This is a genomic window from Vreelandella aquamarina (genome assembly GCF_020075495.1).
Classification (GTDB): domain Bacteria; phylum Pseudomonadota; class Gammaproteobacteria; order Pseudomonadales; family Halomonadaceae; genus Vreelandella; species Vreelandella aquamarina_A.
Genome location: NZ_JABYQT010000003.1, coordinates 323,113 through 340,686, shown reverse-complemented (window position 1 = coordinate 340,686; position 17,574 = coordinate 323,113). Strand labels below are relative to the sequence as shown.

The 17,574-nt window shown below is 57.7% G+C and carries 22 protein-coding genes; 12 read left to right on the top strand and 10 right to left on the bottom strand.

Annotated features, from left to right (window positions below):
• Positions 1-58 precede the first annotated feature (58 nt).
• Positions 59-274, top strand: coding sequence for a DUF2945 domain-containing protein (locus HW452_RS07035; RefSeq protein ID WP_224105383.1), 216 nt, complete (start codon positions 59-61; stop codon positions 272-274).
• A 142-nt stretch (positions 275-416) separates the two neighbouring features.
• Here the strand turns inward: HW452_RS07035 and HW452_RS07030 are convergent, their stop codons facing one another.
• The gene (locus tag HW452_RS07030) at positions 417-1,214 is read right to left on the bottom strand and encodes a PhzF family phenazine biosynthesis protein (protein ID WP_224105382.1); all 798 of its coding nucleotides are present in this window, start codon (positions 1,212-1,214) and stop codon (positions 417-419) included.
• A 38-nt stretch (positions 1,215-1,252) separates the two neighbouring features.
• A complete protein-coding gene (locus tag HW452_RS07025) occupies positions 1,253-2,452 on the bottom strand; it encodes a multidrug effflux MFS transporter (RefSeq protein WP_224105381.1) in 1,200 nt (399 codons plus the stop codon).
• A 163-nt stretch (positions 2,453-2,615) separates the two neighbouring features.
• Between HW452_RS07025 and HW452_RS07020 the strand changes: the two genes are divergently transcribed.
• From HW452_RS07020 to HW452_RS07005, 4 genes are read left to right on the top strand one after another with little or no spacing between them, the layout of a single operon-like run.
• On the top strand, positions 2,616-3,131 hold the full coding sequence (locus HW452_RS07020; RefSeq protein ID WP_224105380.1) for a cupin domain-containing protein: 516 nt from the start codon (positions 2,616-2,618) through the stop codon (positions 3,129-3,131).
• Between the two features lie 42 nt (positions 3,132-3,173).
• A complete protein-coding gene (locus tag HW452_RS07015) occupies positions 3,174-3,809 on the top strand; it encodes a TetR/AcrR family transcriptional regulator (protein WP_224105379.1) in 636 nt (211 codons plus the stop codon).
• Positions 3,806-4,483 carry a type 1 glutamine amidotransferase domain-containing protein gene (locus HW452_RS07010; protein WP_224105378.1) on the top strand — a complete coding sequence of 226 codons (678 nt, stop codon included), beginning with the start codon at positions 3,806-3,808 and terminating at the stop codon, positions 4,481-4,483. The genes HW452_RS07015 and HW452_RS07010 overlap by 4 nt, the downstream gene beginning before the upstream one ends.
• A 10-nt stretch (positions 4,484-4,493) precedes the next feature.
• Complete coding sequence (locus HW452_RS07005; protein ID WP_224105377.1) at positions 4,494-4,790, top strand: DUF1330 domain-containing protein; 297 nt, start codon at positions 4,494-4,496, stop codon at positions 4,788-4,790.
• A gap of 93 nt (positions 4,791-4,883) precedes the next feature.
• Here HW452_RS07005 and HW452_RS07000 read toward each other — a convergent pair whose 3' ends face one another.
• Positions 4,884-6,044, bottom strand: a complete 1,161-nt coding sequence (locus HW452_RS07000) for a GGDEF domain-containing protein (RefSeq protein ID WP_224105376.1) — start codon at positions 6,042-6,044, stop codon at positions 4,884-4,886.
• 122 nt (positions 6,045-6,166) lie between these two features.
• Positions 6,167-6,739, bottom strand: coding sequence for a hypothetical protein (locus HW452_RS06995; protein WP_224105375.1), 573 nt, complete (start codon positions 6,737-6,739; stop codon positions 6,167-6,169).
• A gap of 109 nt (positions 6,740-6,848) precedes the next feature.
• Here HW452_RS06995 and HW452_RS06990 point away from each other — a divergent pair, with 109 nt between their 5' ends.
• Positions 6,849-7,274, top strand: a complete 426-nt coding sequence (locus HW452_RS06990; protein ID WP_317986328.1) for an SDR family NAD(P)-dependent oxidoreductase — start codon at positions 6,849-6,851, stop codon at positions 7,272-7,274.
• Positions 7,275-7,348: 74 nt separating this feature from the next.
• On the opposite strand, the gene HW452_RS06985 is transcribed toward HW452_RS06990, so the two are convergent.
• On the bottom strand, positions 7,349-7,999 hold the full coding sequence (locus HW452_RS06985) for a hypothetical protein (protein WP_224105374.1): 651 nt from the start codon (positions 7,997-7,999) through the stop codon (positions 7,349-7,351).
• 89 nt (positions 8,000-8,088) lie between these two features.
• Between HW452_RS06985 and HW452_RS06980 the strand changes: the two genes are divergently transcribed.
• Positions 8,089-8,463 (top strand): GFA family protein, encoded by a 375-nt coding sequence (locus tag HW452_RS06980; RefSeq protein WP_224105373.1) that lies wholly within the window; start codon positions 8,089-8,091, stop codon positions 8,461-8,463.
• Between the two features lie 101 nt (positions 8,464-8,564).
• Here HW452_RS06980 and HW452_RS06975 read toward each other — a convergent pair whose 3' ends face one another.
• Complete coding sequence (locus HW452_RS06975; RefSeq protein ID WP_224105372.1) at positions 8,565-8,759, bottom strand: hypothetical protein; 195 nt, start codon at positions 8,757-8,759, stop codon at positions 8,565-8,567.
• A 71-nt stretch (positions 8,760-8,830) separates the two neighbouring features.
• On the opposite strand from HW452_RS06975, the gene HW452_RS06970 reads away from it, so the two are divergent.
• Positions 8,831-9,139: a hypothetical protein gene (locus HW452_RS06970; protein WP_224105371.1), complete on the top strand. Its 309-nt coding sequence runs from the start codon at positions 8,831-8,833 to the stop codon at positions 9,137-9,139.
• Between the two features lie 91 nt (positions 9,140-9,230).
• Here the strand turns inward: HW452_RS06970 and HW452_RS06965 are convergent, their stop codons facing one another.
• The gene (locus HW452_RS06965; protein ID WP_224105370.1) at positions 9,231-10,181 is read right to left on the bottom strand and encodes a DUF808 domain-containing protein; all 951 of its coding nucleotides are present in this window, start codon (positions 10,179-10,181) and stop codon (positions 9,231-9,233) included.
• Positions 10,182-10,549: 368 nt separating this feature from the next.
• Between HW452_RS06965 and HW452_RS06960 the strand changes: the two genes are divergently transcribed.
• Positions 10,550-10,744: a transcriptional regulator gene (locus HW452_RS06960; RefSeq protein ID WP_224105369.1), complete on the top strand. Its 195-nt coding sequence runs from the start codon at positions 10,550-10,552 to the stop codon at positions 10,742-10,744.
• Positions 10,745-10,789: 45 nt separating this feature from the next.
• On the opposite strand, the gene HW452_RS06955 is transcribed toward HW452_RS06960, so the two are convergent.
• Complete coding sequence (locus tag HW452_RS06955) at positions 10,790-11,674, bottom strand: LysR family transcriptional regulator (RefSeq protein ID WP_224105368.1); 885 nt, start codon at positions 11,672-11,674, stop codon at positions 10,790-10,792.
• A gap of 107 nt (positions 11,675-11,781) precedes the next feature.
• Between HW452_RS06955 and HW452_RS06950 the strand changes: the two genes are divergently transcribed.
• From HW452_RS06950 to HW452_RS06940, 3 genes are all read left to right on the top strand, one after another.
• Positions 11,782-11,937 (top strand): hypothetical protein, encoded by a 156-nt coding sequence (locus HW452_RS06950; protein WP_224105367.1) that lies wholly within the window; start codon positions 11,782-11,784, stop codon positions 11,935-11,937.
• Positions 11,937-12,620, top strand: a complete 684-nt coding sequence (locus tag HW452_RS06945) for an SDR family oxidoreductase (RefSeq protein ID WP_317986324.1) — start codon at positions 11,937-11,939, stop codon at positions 12,618-12,620. The genes HW452_RS06950 and HW452_RS06945 overlap by 1 nt, the downstream gene beginning before the upstream one ends.
• Positions 12,621-12,863: 243 nt before the next feature.
• Complete coding sequence (locus tag HW452_RS06940; RefSeq protein WP_224105366.1) at positions 12,864-13,754, top strand: pseudouridine synthase; 891 nt, start codon at positions 12,864-12,866, stop codon at positions 13,752-13,754.
• A 97-nt stretch (positions 13,755-13,851) separates the two neighbouring features.
• Here the strand turns inward: HW452_RS06940 and HW452_RS06935 are convergent, their stop codons facing one another.
• A complete protein-coding gene (locus HW452_RS06935; protein WP_224105365.1) occupies positions 13,852-15,558 on the bottom strand; it encodes a hypothetical protein in 1,707 nt (568 codons plus the stop codon).
• Positions 15,555-17,285, bottom strand: coding sequence for a hypothetical protein (locus tag HW452_RS06930; protein WP_224105364.1), 1,731 nt, complete (start codon positions 17,283-17,285; stop codon positions 15,555-15,557). Before HW452_RS06930 ends, HW452_RS06935 begins: the two co-directional genes overlap by 4 nt.
• Positions 17,286-17,574 lie beyond the last annotated feature (289 nt).

Genomic DNA, 17,574 nt, shown 5'->3' with positions numbered 1-17,574 from the left:
GCGCAAATCCGCAAAGCATACAATTATTGTAAATCACGTGTATCGGAAGAGATTTGCCATGGCGGACTTCAAGCAGCGCGAATGGGTAAAGTGGAAATGGGGCGACAACTGGGCCGAGGGCCAGGTGACCAAGAAATTTCAGGAGACCGTCACTCGCAAGCTGAAAGGCAGCGAAGTGACTCGTAAAGGCAGCGAGAAGAATCCTGCCTACCTGATCAAGCAAGAAGACGGCACCCGGGTCCTGAAACTGCATACCGAGATCGAGAAGGCCTAGCCGGAGGGGAGCGAAAGTAGCTGCGAAAGCACTGCTCAAAAGTGCTACGCACAAGCACTGCTCAAAAGCACCGGGCAAAGGTACGTCGCAACGCCACAGCTTCTTTTTTTAACGAAGGATTTGCGTCACTGCCGGGTGTCCTTCACCCGGCGCACTCCGGCAGCAAGATGGTCCCTTGTAGATAGGGTGCTACGCGCCCCTTGATCACCACGCGCTCGCCTTCTACCCGGCAGCTCAGTTCACCTTGACGAGCGCCGCCCTGGCGAGCTGTGAGCAAAGGCTTGCCCAGGCGCTTCGCCCAGTAAGGCGCCAGCGATGTATGCGCCGAGCCGGTCACTGGGTCTTCCTCCACGCCGACCTTGGGGCCGAACCAGCGCGAGACGATATCGACATCCTGCCCCTGGGCCGTCACCGCGATGCCACGGCCAGGCAGCGCTTTCAACGTCTGCATGTCAGGGGCAAGTGTGGCGATCAGCGCTGCGTCCTTCACTACCGCCACGATATCATCGGCTATCCAGAGTTCTTCGATCTCGATGCCGCCAAGGGCCTCGCTCACCTCGTTGTATTGCTCCAGCGGCGCCAGTGCCTTCGCGGGGAAATCCATGGCAAGCTCATCCCCTTCGCGGCGCACCGTCAGCACGCCGCTGCGCGTCTCGAAATGCAGGGCATCGGCGCTATCGCCAAGCCGGTTGAAGATTACCCAGGCAGCGGCCAGCGTGGCATGGCCGCACAGGTCCACTTCCACGGAGGGCGTGAACCAGCGCAGGCGATAGCCTGCTTCTTCCGGTACGAAGAAGGCGGTTTCGGAAAGGTTGTTTTCCGCGGCGATGGCCTGCAGCCGCCCATCCTCCAGCCACTCATCCAGCGGGCATACCGCTGCCGGATTGCCCTCGAAGGGCCGGGATGCAAAGGCATCCACCTGATAAAGATCGATTTTCATGGGAACACCCGAAACACGAAGGAACAAGATTCAAGCACTCAGGGCGCCTCGACCGCGGCCCGCCCCTTGATGATCGAGCGGGCAAGCAGCAGGTATGCCACCGACCCGCAGGCGGCCATGGCAAGCACGACGGCTTCCAGCGTATGCGGCAACAGAGCGGAAAGTGCACTCAATATGCCGGCGATGCCGAACTGGGCCGCCCCCAGAAGGGCAGCGGCCGTGCCACCGCTGGTGGGAAAGAATTCCAGAAAGCAGGCCTGGATATTGGGTGAGATCGCCCCGACGGTGCCGATGGTCAGCATCATGGCGGCCAGGAACGCGTACAGCGGCCACTCCAGGAACGCCGCCATCAGCAGCAGCAAGATGCCGAGCGCCTGGCACCCCGTCGCCAGTTGAAGAATGCGCAGCGACGGCAGGCGGGAAAGCAGTATCCGGTTGAGGATGTTGAAGAACAGCATGGCAACGATGTTCGCCGCAAACAGCATCGAAAAGCTCGACGGCGACTGCTCGAAGTGCCCCTGATAGATAAACGACGCATAGGTGATGAACATCATCAAGGTAGAAAAGGACGCGGCCTGCCAGGCAATGAACGGCAGCGCCGGCTTGGTCGAAAGCACCAGCTTGTAACGCGCCAGGAGGCTCATCTGTGGGCTTTTCGCCCGCGGCACCCGGCCCTTGCCCGTAAACAGCACGCGTATCAGCAGCGGCACCAAGAGCACCGCGTAGGCCGCCAGAACGAAGAAGATATAGTGCCAGGAGCCCAGCGACAGAATCGCACTGCCCACGCTTGGCGCAATGCCCGGCGCCAGCACCATGATGAAGCCCATCATTGAAAATAGCTTCGCCGCGTCACGACCCGACACCCGGTCGCGCACCAGCGCCGGCACCGAAACAAGCGTCAACCCTGCGCCAATCGCCTGGATTGCCCGCCCGCCGAGCAGGGTGTTCAAGGAGTCCGCCATGCCGATGGCGATGCTCGAGAGCGCAAAGATCGCCAGCCCGCTCATCAACACCCGCTGGCGGCCGAAGCGGTCGGACAGCGCCCCGCCAATCAGTTGCCCCAACGCCATCGCAAACACGTATACCGACACGCTCAGCGATACCGCCTGCTGAGACACGCCCAGCGACTCACCGATGGCCGGAAAGGCCGGCAGATACGTATCCATGGAAAACGGGCCTAGCATCATGGTCAATGCCAGGCTCAGCACCACAATAAAAGGCGTTTTAGATTGGGTCATGAGAGCTCGCGGAAAGTAGCGTAATGAGGGACAACATCATCAATATGATAACGATTGTCGCCATTTTCGGCCAATGACCACCGATTTAAACCCAGATCCTTCGCGTATTGGCAAGCTCGGCTATGCTGAAGACGATGCCGAAAACCCTGACGAGGAGGCCAGCATGTCGACCTTAACGCCCGAAACCCTTCTGCTGGAGTGCGACGAATCCAGCGGCTATCCCAACTCTTCTTTGCCCGTGCTGATTTACCGCAAGGTGCTCGACACCGCAAGCCCAGACGAGCGCGCTGATGCCTTCGAGCGCCTGTTCCAGCAGCATGGCTGGCCGCCAGCCTGGCGCTACCACCTTTACGACTTCGATCACTTTCACTCCACCGCCCACGAGGCACTCGGCATCTTTCGTGGCCGGGCCCGAGCGCGGCTGGGCGGCCCTGACGGTCGCGAGGTCATGCTCAACCCCGGCGATGTACTGGTGCTGCCCGCCGGGGTCGGGCATGCCAGCCTGGAAGCGGACGACGACTTCTGCATGGTAGGCGCCTACCCACCGGGGCAAGACCCGGAAATCGAGCGCGGCGACCCGCAAGCGCTCGACGCTGCCCAGGCGCGGGTGGCCAAGGTGGCTATTCCCGAGACCTGCCCGGTGGGCGGCCCGCTCGAACCGCTGTGGCCTGGAAATTGACGCCTGCTAGACGACTGGTCTAATCAAGCGTAAGCTATGGGCATGAACACGACACCAGTTACCGGCGATGTCCGGCAGCGCATTCTGCATACCGGCCAGCTGATCATCGCGGGCCGAGGATTCACGGCGGTAGGACTCAACGAGATTCTCAAGGCCGCCGCGGTGCCCAAGGGCTCCTTCTACCACTACTTCGGCTCGAAGGAAGCGTTCGGTGAAGCGCTGCTGGAAGACTACTTCACAGGCTATCTTGACCAGCTCGACGAGCGCCTGGAACAGGGCGCCTCCCACGCCGAGCGGCTGATGAGCTACTGGATCCACTGGCGTGACACCCAACATCACGGCGACCCGCGCGGTAAATGCCTGGCGGTCAAGCTTGCAGCGGAAGTCAGCGATCTTTCCGAGCGCATGCGCCAGGTGCTGAAACGCGGCACCGAGCAGGTCATTGCCCGGTTGGCCCAGGCTATCGATGCCGCCGTCGAGGATGGCTCGCTTCCGGGCTTGACCACGACCCAGGGCAGTGCCGCCGAGCTTGCCACCACGCTCTACCAGCTGTGGCTGGGCGCCAGCCTGCGCGCCAAGATCACCCGCGACCGGGTGCCGCTGGATGCGGCGCTCAAAGCCACCTACGCTCTGTTAAATCTCTCTGCCCAATCCACCCAAGAAAGGACGCCAGCATGAAAATTCTTGTCGTAGTAACCTCGCACGACCAACTTGGTGATACCGGCAACAAGACCGGCTTCTGGCTCGAAGAGCTGGCCGCGCCCTACTACACCTTCCTCGATGCGGGCGCCGAACTCACTCTGGCCTCGCCGGAAGGCGGCCAGCCGCCGCTGGACCCCAGCAGCAACGCGCCAGACGCCCAGACCGAGGCCACCAACCGCTTCCAGGCAGACCTCGACGCCCAGAAAGCGCTGGCCAACACGCACAAGCTTGCCGACATGAACATCGCCGAATTCGACGCGGTATTCTACCCCGGCGGCCACGGCCCGCTGTGGGACCTGGCGGAAAGCGCCACCTCCGTGCGCCTGATCGAAGACGCCCTGGCCGCCGGCAAGCCCGTTGCCGCGGTCTGCCACGCCCCAGGCGTACTGCGCCACGTGAAAGGCAGCGATGGCAAACCGGTAGTGGCTGGCCGCAAGGTCACTGGTTTCAGCAACAGCGAAGAAGAGGCCGTTGGCCTGACCAAGGTAGTGCCGTTTCTGGTCGAGGACATGCTCAAGGAGAACGGCGGTGAGTACAGCAAGGGCGACGACTGGAGTTCTTACGTGCTCGTTGATGGCCTGCTGATTACCGGCCAGAACCCCGGCTCGTCCGAAGCCACTGCTGACGCCCTGCTCAAGCAACTCGCCTAAGGAGGCGCTCATGCCCGCTTATGTCGTACTGACCCGCGAACGTACCCACGACGCTGACGCCTTTTCGCGTTACGCCGAAAAGGCCAAGGCCGCCCGCGAAGGCCACGACCCCAAGCCGCTCGCTTTCTACGGCGACTTTGAAGTGCTGGAAGGCAGCGACATGGAAGGCGCAGTGATTCTGCGCTTCCCGGATATGGCCGCCGCCCGCGCCTGGTATCAAAGCGACGCTTACCAGGAAGCCCGACAGCACCGCTTCCAGGGCGCCGACTACCGCGTGTTCATCGTGGATGGGGTGGAAGAAGCGTAAGGCGCCTGTTTCGCACTGCACCACGTAGTAAAAAGGGCCGCTTGGTTGATGAGCGGCCCTTTTGCGTCATGCTTCCCTGCCCCTTATAAACCCCTACTGCTCGACCAGAGTAGACGCCCCCAGATAAGGCAGGAAAACCATCCGGTTACGCCCACCCGCCTTTGCCTGGTAAAGCGCCTGGTCCGCACGCTTCAACAGATGATCAACCCCGTGCCGGTTGAGATCCGGGCTGAAGTGATCGATCCCCGATACCCCGACGCTGATGGTGACACACGCAGCGGTGACCGACTTCTCGTTGGGAATGTTCAGGCCCTCGACCGCCTGGCGCAACTTTTCACCGATATAACGGCTCCCCGCCTGATCGGTGCCGGGCAGCACGACTGCAAACTCCTCTCCGCCATAACGCACCAGTAAATCGGAAGGCCGCGAGAGTACGCCTTGCAGCGCCGCGGTAATCTCGCGCAGGCAGCGGTCGCCGCCATCATGGCCGTAGTGGTCATTGAACAGCTTGAAGTGATCCACATCGCACATGATGACGCAAAGCGCACCGGGCCAGCGGGCCAGGCGGGCCCACTCCTGCGCAAGCGTTTCATCCAGCACGCGCCGGTTGGCAAGGCCCGTCAGGGGGTCGGTGTTGCTCAATGTTTCCAGATGCTGGTTGGTGCGCGTCAGCTCGTCTTCCGCCTGATCGATCTGCTTGCGAAAGAGGTAGAGAAAGACCCCCAGCAGCGCCAGCGCACCCGTCACGCTGCCGGCATACATGATATCGATCCAGGGTGAAGGCACCGGCGCCGGCACGGAGCCCGGCGAAAACAGAAAATGGGCACTCAAATAGAGCACGCCCAACAGCACCATCATGGGAACATACGTCGTTACGCGCAGGCGCTTAAAAAGAAACACCAGGATAGAGGCAATGGTGAAGTAGAACAGGTGTACGCCCGCACCGGCGCTGATGAAGAACGTCACCACGAACAGCTGACTGCACACGTTCACCAGCAAGACGTTTCTGGCCGCCCGGTGCCACCGCCAGTGATTCAACAGAAGCACCACGAGATAGACCGTCATGAAGAGCAGATTGAAAAGAAACACCCCGCGGTAAAGGGCGAAATCGTAGAAAAAGTAGAACAGCTGGTAAGGCGTGGTAGCAATGGCCCCGAACAACCCGACCTGATTGCAAAGCTCTATCTTTCGACGCAGCCTGCTCGGGTTTCCCGCAACGCCGGGCGACCAGGATCGTTTTATCACATTCAGCATCGACGGCCCTTTTTGCAATTTTAGAAAGGATAGCCCCCTTTTGACCCACTTACAGCGACCGCTCACCGGCGTTGCTGAGCGGATGATACGTGATATTCAGCGTTGGCAGACAACTGCCTTGTTCACGGTGAGGTTGACGCGAATCGGCCAGGCCATTTTGTCGGCCAATGCAGCCGGTCACGATGGACTTTCTGATCAGCATCGACTTCTTTCTGAGCCTGCTGGCCGTGGTGGGTTATGTGGTGGGGCTTTTGCTGATCACCCTGCTTATAGGTAAAGTGATCCGAGCGCTGCGCCGGCGCTTCGACCCAGGGTTCGATGAAACGCCGCACGAGAAAAGGTTGAGAGGGTAAGCGGTGGCGGCTGGCCATCATGACCCAAAAATCTCTTTCAGCTAATCTTTTGCCACTAACAAGGAGCCCTGCTTGAGCAACCACTCCCGCCCGCTGACCGCCCTGGAAAAGCACCACGCCCGCACGGTTTACCTGCGCGTGGTGTTCTTCAAATGGCTGCTGGTGCTGTTGGGCATCTTCTTTCTCGTGCTCAGCGTCGCGCTGCCGGTGGCATTCGTGATGGATGATATCCGCGCGCCGGTACTGCTGATCGGCTTTCTGATCGTGCTGGATCTGGTCGTCGCGGTACTGGGCGTCTTTTTCATGGCGCATGGCCTGGAGCGAGCCACCACGCTCCGGCACACGACGACCCAGGTGCGCGGTCGGCTGATCGAAGAGAAACGCACGGGCACGGCGGGCAACGGTGGCGGGCGTTATACCGTGTACACCTATTTCATCGATGACGTGAGGCCTGGACGGGCTCTGGCTGAATGCCGGCGTTGCCCGCCTTGGTCACGCCGAAGAGGTCACGCCGGCGGCGTTCGACCAGATCATCGGCGCCAACCTGAAAGGCCCGGTACTTCAGATGGCTACGCTGGCGAATCACCTGCACGAGGGCGCCTCGGTCGTGGTCACCAGCTCCACCTCCGTTTACGAAGGCGCCCCCGCCACGAGCCTTTACGCCGCGGCCAAGTCGGCCCTGGTCGCCTTGGTACGCGGCTGGGCCGCCGAGCTGGGAGCAAGGAACATTCGAGTCAATACGCTGATTCCCGGCCCCATAGACACCCGCTTTCGCGATTTCATGCCGGCTGCAGTGGCCACCTTCCTGCTTTCCGACGACGTCTCTTTCGTGACGGGCAGCCAATACGTGGTCGATGGCGGGCTGCTAAAGCGGTAACCGTGCGGCCGGCTTCACGGGCGGGTTACGGTCATGTCTCGGCCTCGAGGCCGGTCGCGAGAGTTCTCTGCGTTTCAAACACCTGAAACATGGCGAATAAAGCGCTCTTTGCCCGTTCCAAGCCGGGAGGCCCGATACCACCAGGCGCTGGCAGGGTGAGGCACCCCGCTCGAGGCGATCTCAAGATGCTTGCTCAAATGTCTTTTCGCTTTCGTGGAGACGAAGATCACGCGATCAGGCTCGATGATATCGATCACCCCATTGAGCGTCTGCCTGGCAACCTCCAGATCCTCTGGCTGGACGTTCAAGCTCTTTCCGGTGACGGCAGGTCGCTGAAACCCGTTCATGAAGGCAACGTATCGGAATAGATTGCCGTCTCCTTCATACCCCGCCTCCCCCAATGCTCGATTCAAGCGACGGTAGATCTCGTGTCCTCTCGCGACCCATTGGCCGTGCTCTTTATCGATGATCTTGCGGGTATATATCCAGCCAGGCTGATCATCGGTGCCAAGATCCGCTTGCGATCCGGCATACCAGCGTTGGGCGTCCAGGTGAAGCGAACTCTCCGGTGGCAGGTAGTGACTTTCAGCCACCAATAGAATCTTCGGGCCACAGTGGCCGTAGAGGCTCCCCACGAAAGGCGCCATACGCGGATAAGCCTTATAATGAGGCAGCTGCTCGAAAGTGTTATCGAACTGCTGTTGATGATGGTAAAACTCGGACATGGAACCATGACCCTTTTATATATAAAAAGAGATTAGAAGATGGTGCTATTCAATCACGGTATGTCAGATAAATCTTGCGAAGACCGGCAATGAAGCAACTAACCGGTGGCTGCCTGTGCGGCAAGGTGCGGTTCACAGCCAGTGGTGAATCACGGGGGGTGGGCATTTGCCACTGCATGGATTGCCGCAAGCACCACGGCACTCTTTTCTACGTCGCGGCGGACTATCCCAAGGGTACCGTTACCGTCGAAGGTGAGCCGCATAGCTATAAAGGGCGCTACTTCTGCCCGACCTGCGGCTCGTCGGTGTTTTCGGAAAGCGAAGACGAAATCGAGCTATACCTTGGCGCCCTGGATGAGCCAGACCAGCTAAAGCCAACCTACGAGCTCTGGAACATTCGTCGCGAGCAGTGGCTACCGCCCTTTCCGGTTGCGGAGCGCCATGATCGGGATCGAGAAGATTGACCACCCGGGACGTCAACGCTTGGGTCAGCTATTCTAGTTACCGAACGGTAACTTATGGATCAATCTTATCAGATTTGGCCTCACGAATTACCGCTCGGTAATCATGAAAGGCTCGCCAGGACAAAGAATGGCGCTTCTTCATACTCCAGCACTCGCCCAAGCGATGAGCCTGGCCAGTGGTGCGCCAACACCACACCGGTCAGGGCTTGCTGCAGATAGATCTGACAAGTATCGCCGGTAGAAGCGCAAGGCGAATCGTGCTCATCGCTCAACAACCGATGAAAGTTGATGAGCAAAAAGTTATTATCCCGCTAAATATTTTTTTTGCTGAAGTCATGCGCTTCAAGATTCTCTCACTGGACACCCCATGCATAATCTATGGATTCCCGTCGTCGCCATTTTTGTCGTGGCGGGTCTGATATTCGGCGGCCAGGCCTATTCCGAGGCCCAGCGTGATGCCCACATCGCCGAGACGATAGCGAAACGGCTCGATAGCCAGGCATTGGTCGAAATTTCCCACCTGAGGCAAGTCAACAAGGGCTATGGGGTGTGCGGCGACTATGCGCTTTCAGGCGCCGAGTCCGGGCGCTTCTACTACAACAGCAACACCAAGCGGTTGGCGCTCGGCACCGATGCCCCGCTGTATCGCGATAACTGCAAGCGCGGTTCTTATTGACCCCTTAGCATCTGGTCACGCGTTGTTAACCAGGCATGGGATTGCGCCCGGCGCTGCGCGGATTGTCGAGCAAATGAAGTTACGGCCGCCCCTATGCCGAATGCGTCTTCTTGGCAGGAATGAAGTGCAGCACACCCACCACCACCGAGCCCACCAAGAAGCCAATCACCGCTGAACACAGCGTATTGAAGCTCCAGCCCAGCACACCGCCCAAGGTGCCGGTTGCCTCGGCAATGCCGTGCTCGATATGGTGAACCCACTCATAGGGGGCGTTGAACCACCCCGTGCCATCCGCCCCCAGGTTGGCCATCAGGATATGCCCACCCACCCAGAGCATGGCCACGGTGCCCACTACCGAGATGGTCGCCAGCACCTTGGGCATGGCCGTCACCAGGCTACGGCCCAGTTTCTGTAGGCCCGAACTCTCCTGCTGGGCAAGTTTCAGGCCGATATCATCCATCCTGACCAGCAGCGCCACCACGCCATACACCAGCAGGGTGATGACAAACGCCACCACCACCAGGCTCACCAGCTGCGACCAGAACCCCTGATGAGAAACCGTAGAAAGCGCAATCACCATGATTTCAGCAGACAGAATCAGGTCGGTGCGCACGGCCCCACTGACGATCTTTTTCTCGGCTTCCGGCCCCTTCTCGACCGCCGGCTTGTCGTCATCATGCTTACCGGAAAGCTTGTGCCAGACCTTCTCCGCGCCCTCAAACGCCAGGTAGGTGCCGCCCACCATCAGGATGATCGGCAACAGCGTGGGCAAGAAGTGATTCAGCAGCAGCGCCACCGGCAGGATAATGATCAGCTTGTTGCGGATAGACCCCAGCGCGATCTGCTTCACGATCGACAGCTCACGCTCGGCCGTTACCCCTTGTAAATATTGCGGCGTTACCGCCGTATCATCCACCACCACCCCGGCCGCCTTCGCCGTCGCCCGCCCGGCGGCGGCGCTCACGTCGTCAAGCGATGCAGCGGATAACTTCGCCAGGGCGGCAATGTCATCCAGCAATCCAATCAAACCGCCTATGGCCATGGGGTTTTCTCCGTGAAGGGACGTTGCTGATAGTAAAGCACATAGCGGGTCGGGCGGATGCCCTATTTAGAACCAAGGGCACTGCCAAAAATCTCTCACTAAAAGCGATCCGCTTCGAGTAGATATGTGCCACTGACTGCATTGTCGCAAGCATCACGGAGCGCCTTTCTACGCGGCGACGGATTCCCCCCAGCAAGTCCTCACTATCGAAAATGGAAGGCGCAATCTCAGGGTTATGTGCCGCGCTGCGGCAATGACCACAAGGCGGACTGCGTTCATTTGAACACCCAGGAAGCCGTCGCCTTTTCTGCCAACTGTCGGGTCCCGTATGATTGACAAATCTTTTGTTAAACAACTCCGGCCGCCTGGTGCGACAACTACGCCCCGAGCAAGGCTTATTGCAGATTGATCTGGCGGGCCTTGCGGGCATCGGCAACCGCTTCATCGTAGTTCTGGAACGCGGCAAGCCTACCCTGCAATTACAGAAGGTACTGGACGTGCTGGATTTAATGGGGCTCGAAGTGGTGGTTAAACGCAAAGGGGTCAAGCGTCATGTCGGGTGATACCTGATCGGCTGGCTCTTCTTCAATCTATTGATTAAAGGCGTCTCACTCGCGCATTACATCAATGAATGCTCGCAGGCTGGGCGGCACATGCCGGTTGTTGGGGTAGTAAAGATGCAGGCCGGGTATCTCGGGGCACCATGCCTCCAGCACCGTCACCAGCATGGCATCACGCAGGTAAGGCTGGGCGTAGGGCTCGGGCACGTAGGCGATGCCTAACCCATCCGCTGCCGCTTCCACCATTAACTGGCTACTGTCCAGCGTCATCGCGCCCGGCACATCGACCGCCACTTCCTGTCCATGTAACTGAAACTCCCACCGGTACAGCTTACCGCTGGGCAGCCGCTGGCGAATGCAGCGGTGCATGGTGAGCTGTTCAGGGGTTTCGGGTATCGGCTTGCCCTTAAGGTAGTCGGGCGAGGCCACGGCGAGAAACCGCATGCTGCCACCTACGGGTATCGCGACCATGTCCTTGGGTACCGCTTCTCTTAGCCTGATGCCCGCGTCAAATCCCTGCTCGACGATATCCACCAGCCTGCTCTCCGCCACCAGATCCAGCTCGACACCGTTGTGACGTGCCAAAAACGCTGGCACCACACGTTGCAGTAATAAGCGAATGGCCGCTTCGCTGCCGTTGATGCGTAATCGCCCTGTCAGCCTGCCTTCAAGGCTTGAGGCCTCTTCCAGCAAGGTATCCAGCTCGCCCAGCAGCGGCCCCAAGCGCATGAGTAAGCGCTCACCACTGTGAGTCAGCGAAACGCTGCGTGTGGTGCGGTGTAAAAGCCGCGTGCCAAGCCGACGCTCCAGGCTTCGCAGCGTGTGACTTAATGATGATCGGCTGACGCCCAGCAAATCCGCTGCTCGACGAAAGCTCTGATGCTCGGCCACTGCCTTGAAGGCCTTAAGATCGGTAAGGGTCGGCTTACTCATTGGTGAATGCTCTTCACTGCCTCATCCCGATTGTTGAGTATTCTCTAAACAGTATTACTGGCCTAGCCTACTTCCTGCAACGCTCAACCACGTAACGGGAGAACCTCATGGCGCAAACCTGGATGATTACAGGCACCTCGACCGGCCTCGGCCGCCTGCTGACCGAACAACTCCTTAAACGCGGCGATCATGTAGTGGCCACGCTGCGGCGCAACGGCCCCTCGTCGACCTGCTCGCTCAATACGGCGAGCGCCTTCAAATAGTGAACTTCGACATAACCGACACAAGCGCCATGCGTGAAGCGGTGGCGCAGGCGTTTGGCAAATCGGGCCGGATCGATAGGGTAGTCAGTAATGCAGGCTACGGCGTGTTTGGCGCCGCCGAAGAGGCTACGGACGAACAGATCGAGCGCCAGATCGCGACCAACCTGACCGGCTCAATCCAGTTCATTCGCGCAGTACTGCCACACCTTCGCGCTCAGGGCGGTGGGCGTATCGTACAGGTGTCATCGGAAGGTGGGCAGATCGCCTACCCCTGCTTCAGCCTCTACCACGCCAGTAAATGGGGAATCGAAGGGTTCGTCGAGTCGGTCGCGCAGGAAGTCGCGCCTTGGGGCATTGATTTCATCCTGGCCGAACCCGGCCCCACCGCCACCTCGTTCGGCGACGCGCTGAATCACACCGAACCGATGCCAGAATATGAATCGACACCCGCCGGCGAGCTTCGCCACGCATTGGCCACGGGCGCGTTTACCGTCAAGGGTGATGCGCTGAAAACCGTCAATGCCATCATCGATGCCGCCGACATGGCCAAGCCTCCGCTACGCCTGGCGCTAGGCAGTACGGCGTATCACTCCATTCATCAGGCGCTGACAAACAGGATGAATGAATTGGAGGTACACAAAGCGGTTACGCTCGCGGCTGATAGTGATGCGTTTATCGAATAACCCGCGCCTAGCCCACGACGATGCTCATGAGCCGATTGCCTCACCTATTCAAATCAATTTATGAGCCGATTATGGTTTACCTTCGGCTCACGACTAGCAGCAAATGACCAAAGCGAGATGGGAGAGGGGTATCGCCTAAATCGAATCCAGAGAAGGAGACATGTCTAGCCCGACACGAATCCCCTCTCTCGGTTACACTAGCGCGACCGCCTCCCAGCCCCTTCCCGACCGGTGATGCATCCCATGTCCATTTCCCAACGCCCTTCGAAACTGAGCCTGCCTCAGGCCAATCCCGGTGTGTCGACGGTGCTTGAGTATCTGCTGCTCACGTTTCCGGCCATCAATGAGGCGACATGGCGTGAGCGCATGGCCACCGGCAAGGTGCATCGCGAGGACGGCACCTGGATTACGCCGGCCTCATTCTTCAAGCCCCATCTTCGCGTGTTCTATTATCGCGAAGTGACAAGCGAGCCGAGCATTCCCTTCCCAGAGCATACTGTCTATCGCGATGAGCACATTCTGGTGGCCTACAAACCGCACTTTCTGCCCGTCACGCCCGGCGGGCGCTACGTCAATGAGTGTCTGCAACAGCGTCTGCGTCAAAGCACGGGGATCGAAGCGCTGCAGCCGGTGCATCGTCTGGATCGAGTGACGGCAGGGCTGGTGCTTTGCTCACTGAATCCCGAGACCCGCGCGCTGTATCACCAGCTGTTCAAGTCACGACAGATTCACAAGACCTATCAGGCCATCGCCGAGGTAGACGGCGATACGTTATGGGTGGGTCGAGAGTGGGAGGTCAAGAATCGCATCGAGCCAAGCGAGCAGCGCTTTCGCATGCGGGTCGCCGAAGGCGCCGCCAACAGCCACTCGGTGATCCGCTGCGTGCAGCAAACCGACATCCAAGCGCTGTTCGAATTACACCCCGTCAGCGGGCGCCGCCACCAGCTTCGCCTGCACATGCAGTCACTCGGCTGGCCGATCTTGAATGACCGCTACTACCCGGTGCTGCAGCCGCTCTCGCCGGATGACTATACGCGCCCCTTGCAGCTGCTCTCCAAGGGCTTCGAGTTCATCGACCCCGTGACACATGAGTATAGGTGCATTGAATACGATGGCGTCCTGACGCTTGAATAGAACGGCGCCGGACTGTTCGCATTGGCATGCCTAAAGGGGGGCGGCCCTTTCGCGCCATATTATTGTTCTGGTTAACTATCCCGGGCCCTCATACTGCTTAATCAAGAGCGATACTGTCTGGTGCGGTACGATCATTCCCTTGCCAAACGTGCGGTGGTATAGGCATGCGATAATGGCGGCAGGCGGTGAGGAGAATAGGGAGCAAGCCTACTTTTACAGCACTTACTCGCTCATGCAGTGGATGCTCTTTAATTACGCGATTGATTAGCTCAAAAATGGCTTCGAGCGACTCGTTGAGCGGCAGACCTGGTACAGATAGACCATGTTCTTGACCACCACCCCAAAAGACCTCATCCGTTTGTCCATCAGGAATCCAGATTTGGTGTGTCATGTGAGGAGCGTGTTCAAGCAAAGTACTGCGCAGGCGCTCTGAACGCTCCTTATCTCCAATAATTTCAAGCCAAGCAAGTACGAAGATGTAGAGAATTCCCGCACGCGTATTCTCTTCGAAGTATGCGTCACTGCGATCTCCAGGATGGGCGAGGACACTTCGATAATCTGTAGTCGGCATAGGATAGTACTTGCGTGCTATAAGTCCGTTGCACAGGTGTTCGGACATGCCACGTATATAGTCGATAACGCTAAGAAGACGACCACGCACTGCCGCGAGACGCATGAACAAGGCTAGCTCAATAGCAAAATCGTCGCGTATAGGGAGGCAAAGCACCGGGTTTGCGTTAAGCATCTTAATCGCTATATCGAGCACATTATCCGCTTTTTCGCCCATTTCTTGCGCAAACACTTTGCCTTGCGTGGTACTGAAGGTATCTAACCATAGGCCATGAAGAGACAATCGCCCTAACGTCTCGAAAAGCGAGATGTTGATATCGACTGAATTGCGTGAATTGACGGCCATTGAAAGCGCGTAATGCTTATCGGCGAACGGCCCAATCTTTTCGACGAGAAGAAGATGAGCGATAATGATATGAAGATGTAAGACTTGGTCAAAATGAGTCATCCGCTCCTGTTGCGTCGCCCCCTTGCGTAGGCGGGTCATATCGCAATGCGGCCAGCTACGTAATAGTACCAGCTCAGATACTCGGTAAGCCGCATCAAGGTTGCCCGCATCACGAGCCCATACGAAAAGAATCCAGAGACAAAGATAGGCCTTGCGTAGCTGACGTGTACGTTCTGCGTGGTTCTTGGGCTTGTCGAATATTACATTCAGCAAGCTGCTGAAATGTCGATATGCGGCGTCGGGATGATCAAGCATCGCTAGTGCCTTCTGGAACATCCCCCTGCCCTCACCCTCAATTAATTCTGCACGCAGAACGCCGCTAAGGATCAAATCCGCGAGATGATCTCCATTCCACTCGGCGAAGTGCACCGTAGGCTTCTCGTTCATCCGGCAGAAGCCACTCCACTGGGCTCGAACATTCTCACGCATCTCGCCACCCATGCAGACACAAACGACGATGGGCAGATCCGATAGGTGGGGCGGGATGCGGTTCGGGATATAGTCATCCAGAACCTCGTTAAGTGACGGCCGCACGGCCTGCTGACCGGTATCCCAATGCTCTCGCGTCAAATCACCGGACTTGATTGTAAAGAGGAACAAACTTCGAACATTATCGCGATCAGGATTGGGTCCGATTGCAGCGACGTCGACACCGGCTTGCCCCGTGCCACGGCGTGGACGTGTTAGAACTTCGAACCCACTCTCAGCCAAAAGATCGGGCAAAATAGCGTCGAGTTCGTCGCGTTCGCGCAGCGAGCGCAGATAGTGCGTCAAGACAAGTTTCATCGCTGTGCTCGCGGTTCAAGCTTGAGGTGAACAAGTAAGTGGTCGAGACCGATCGGGTCAACAATGTTGAGGAAAGGCAACTCGGACGATATCGAGAACGATTTCATTTCGTTCTGGGTGAGATGAGTGGCACCCTCACCGGTATGAATCGGTGTCAGCGACGAGCGACCATACAGGATGTATTGTTTGGTGAAGAGATTCCCAAATATAGATTCCCGCTCCCCCTGTTCCATGCCCCTCTCCATCTGCTCGTTCCACTGAACACGCTCTGTCTCGCGCTGCCTTTCACTAGGGTGCAATTCGACCAAATATTCAATGCCTTCCATTGCGTCATTGAATGCAGACTTTCGTGCAAGCAGTTCCGTAATACCAGACCCGTTCGCTCCCCCGCTTTCAACGTAGCGCTCAAGGTAATCCTTCAACTTGCCGCCATAGCTCAGGAGCAGGGGGGCGTAGATCAGATTGAGGACTTCACTGGCGATATCCTGGCAGCCATCGCGAAGTACCGATAATGGTATGGCAACCGCTGCCAGCGGATCGATGAAGAACCATCCGACAGCCTTACGGCAAAGGAATAGCTGATCTGATGAGTCCGTGGGAAGAGAGGTCTTGGGAATTGAGAAAGGTGGGCCATCGTTCCCAACGCTACACACTTCATTCGCCACGCATTTACGAGTGTATACATCCCCATTGAGCAACCAATACACAACTGCACTACCAAGCACGTCAGAGCCTGCATGCGTCAACGCATGGTACGTACTTTGGAAGGCATCCAGCGTAATGCGCCCCTTTGAACGATCAATCAACTCGCCAAGTAGGCGGATCACCTGTTCAGCACGCCCATCCTTCACAAGTTGATATGAGGCATGATCGATGTGCGAGATGGTTCCAGTATTGTCTGGATCAACATCTGCAACGGCATAAAGACACAGATCTATGGCGTTTTCTGTGAGGCCTTCTCGATAACGCCACAGGAGATCTGCCGCCAAATGAATCGCGTATGGGCTGAGTGTCCGAAGGACGCGTTCGAGGTGTTCGTCGAAACTGCCTGGTGCATATACTTTTCGCTTTGCAGCAGCTCGGTAGGCCGCCTCAAGGAATCGAAGAGCAACGCCATCATCGTCGCTAGACGCTCCTTGGAGAAGTGTGTCGAGTACCTCACTGTAGCGTTCACCTAGTTCCATGGCGCCCAAAGCTGAGATGGCTGCGAGTTTCGCTTCCTGTTGGTCAGCGCGCACGAATATTAGGCTTTCCTCGACATCAGCATTCATTAGGAGAACTGTGAATATCTGACGAACAGCGAGGTTGTCACCGGTACGTGCTGCTTCATAGACCTTGGAAGATCTAGCAGGGTCCTTCTTCGTCCATTCCCCAAAAGCTGTACTCGGGCCACCAGCAGCCAGGTCATTGCCGCCTGTATCGAGCAGGCGCGTGATGAAGGCAAGAAGGACATCCAGGTCTACGTTCAGAAGAGGTATCAGATCGCATAGAACATGCTGGGCGAAGAAGAAGCGCGGTCCCTCCAACTCTGTCAGCGCGTCATCGATATGGAGGTCAATCGGTGGTGCATCGGTAGCGTTCAATATGGTTGCGAGAGTCTCAATCAACTCAGAACGGTTATCGTCTAGACGCCGCCTCCCCCGATCCGCAATAGTACGGATCAAACCGCGTGTACGAAGCTGAGTAGCTAATTCCGTCTCGTCTACGGGTGTTCTCTCAATTGCCATTAGTCTACCTATTTGCTTCTTCATTCCCAAAAGAGCTTACAAGATTCTCAGAGTCGATGGAATTTCCCAGCTTTGCAAAAAAGTTACTATATAATAGACTGACACTCGATTATAAATAAACAGCACCACGTACTCGCGCATGCCGAAATTCAGCGCAGACTAGCCTACTAACAGCTTCTTAATTCTCATTCCTAGAATCCGCGAAAAGAGTCGGCAGTAGAAAGCTTAAGTCGATTTTTTTGCTCCAGTAACCTCTATAGCTGCCACATCTTCAAAAGAGCAGCTTTCA

Coding starts and splice junctions, on each gene's coding strand:
- HW452_RS07035 (WP_224105383.1), top strand. CDS start 59: ATGGCGGACTTCAAGCAGCGCGAATGGGTAAAGTGGAAATGGGGCGAC.
- HW452_RS07030 (WP_224105382.1), bottom strand. CDS start 1,214: ATGAAAATCGATCTTTATCAGGTGGATGCCTTTGCATCCCGGCCCTTC.
- HW452_RS07025 (WP_224105381.1), bottom strand. CDS start 2,452: ATGACCCAATCTAAAACGCCTTTTATTGTGGTGCTGAGCCTGGCATTG.
- HW452_RS07020 (WP_224105380.1), top strand. CDS start 2,616: ATGTCGACCTTAACGCCCGAAACCCTTCTGCTGGAGTGCGACGAATCC.
- HW452_RS07015 (WP_224105379.1), top strand. CDS start 3,174: ATGAACACGACACCAGTTACCGGCGATGTCCGGCAGCGCATTCTGCAT.
- HW452_RS07010 (WP_224105378.1), top strand. CDS start 3,806: ATGAAAATTCTTGTCGTAGTAACCTCGCACGACCAACTTGGTGATACC.
- HW452_RS07005 (WP_224105377.1), top strand. CDS start 4,494: ATGCCCGCTTATGTCGTACTGACCCGCGAACGTACCCACGACGCTGAC.
- HW452_RS07000 (WP_224105376.1), bottom strand. CDS start 6,044: ATGCTGAATGTGATAAAACGATCCTGGTCGCCCGGCGTTGCGGGAAAC.
- HW452_RS06985 (WP_224105374.1), bottom strand. CDS start 7,999: ATGTCCGAGTTTTACCATCATCAACAGCAGTTCGATAACACTTTCGAG.
- HW452_RS06980 (WP_224105373.1), top strand. CDS start 8,089: ATGAAGCAACTAACCGGTGGCTGCCTGTGCGGCAAGGTGCGGTTCACA.
- HW452_RS06970 (WP_224105371.1), top strand. CDS start 8,831: ATGCATAATCTATGGATTCCCGTCGTCGCCATTTTTGTCGTGGCGGGT.
- HW452_RS06965 (WP_224105370.1), bottom strand. CDS start 10,181: ATGGCCATAGGCGGTTTGATTGGATTGCTGGATGACATTGCCGCCCTG.
- HW452_RS06955 (WP_224105368.1), bottom strand. CDS start 11,674: ATGAGTAAGCCGACCCTTACCGATCTTAAGGCCTTCAAGGCAGTGGCC.
- HW452_RS06950 (WP_224105367.1), top strand. CDS start 11,782: ATGGCGCAAACCTGGATGATTACAGGCACCTCGACCGGCCTCGGCCGC.
- HW452_RS06940 (WP_224105366.1), top strand. CDS start 12,864: ATGTCCATTTCCCAACGCCCTTCGAAACTGAGCCTGCCTCAGGCCAAT.
- HW452_RS06935 (WP_224105365.1), bottom strand. CDS start 15,558: ATGAAACTTGTCTTGACGCACTATCTGCGCTCGCTGCGCGAACGCGAC.
- HW452_RS06930 (WP_224105364.1), bottom strand. CDS start 17,285: ATGGCAATTGAGAGAACACCCGTAGACGAGACGGAATTAGCTACTCAG.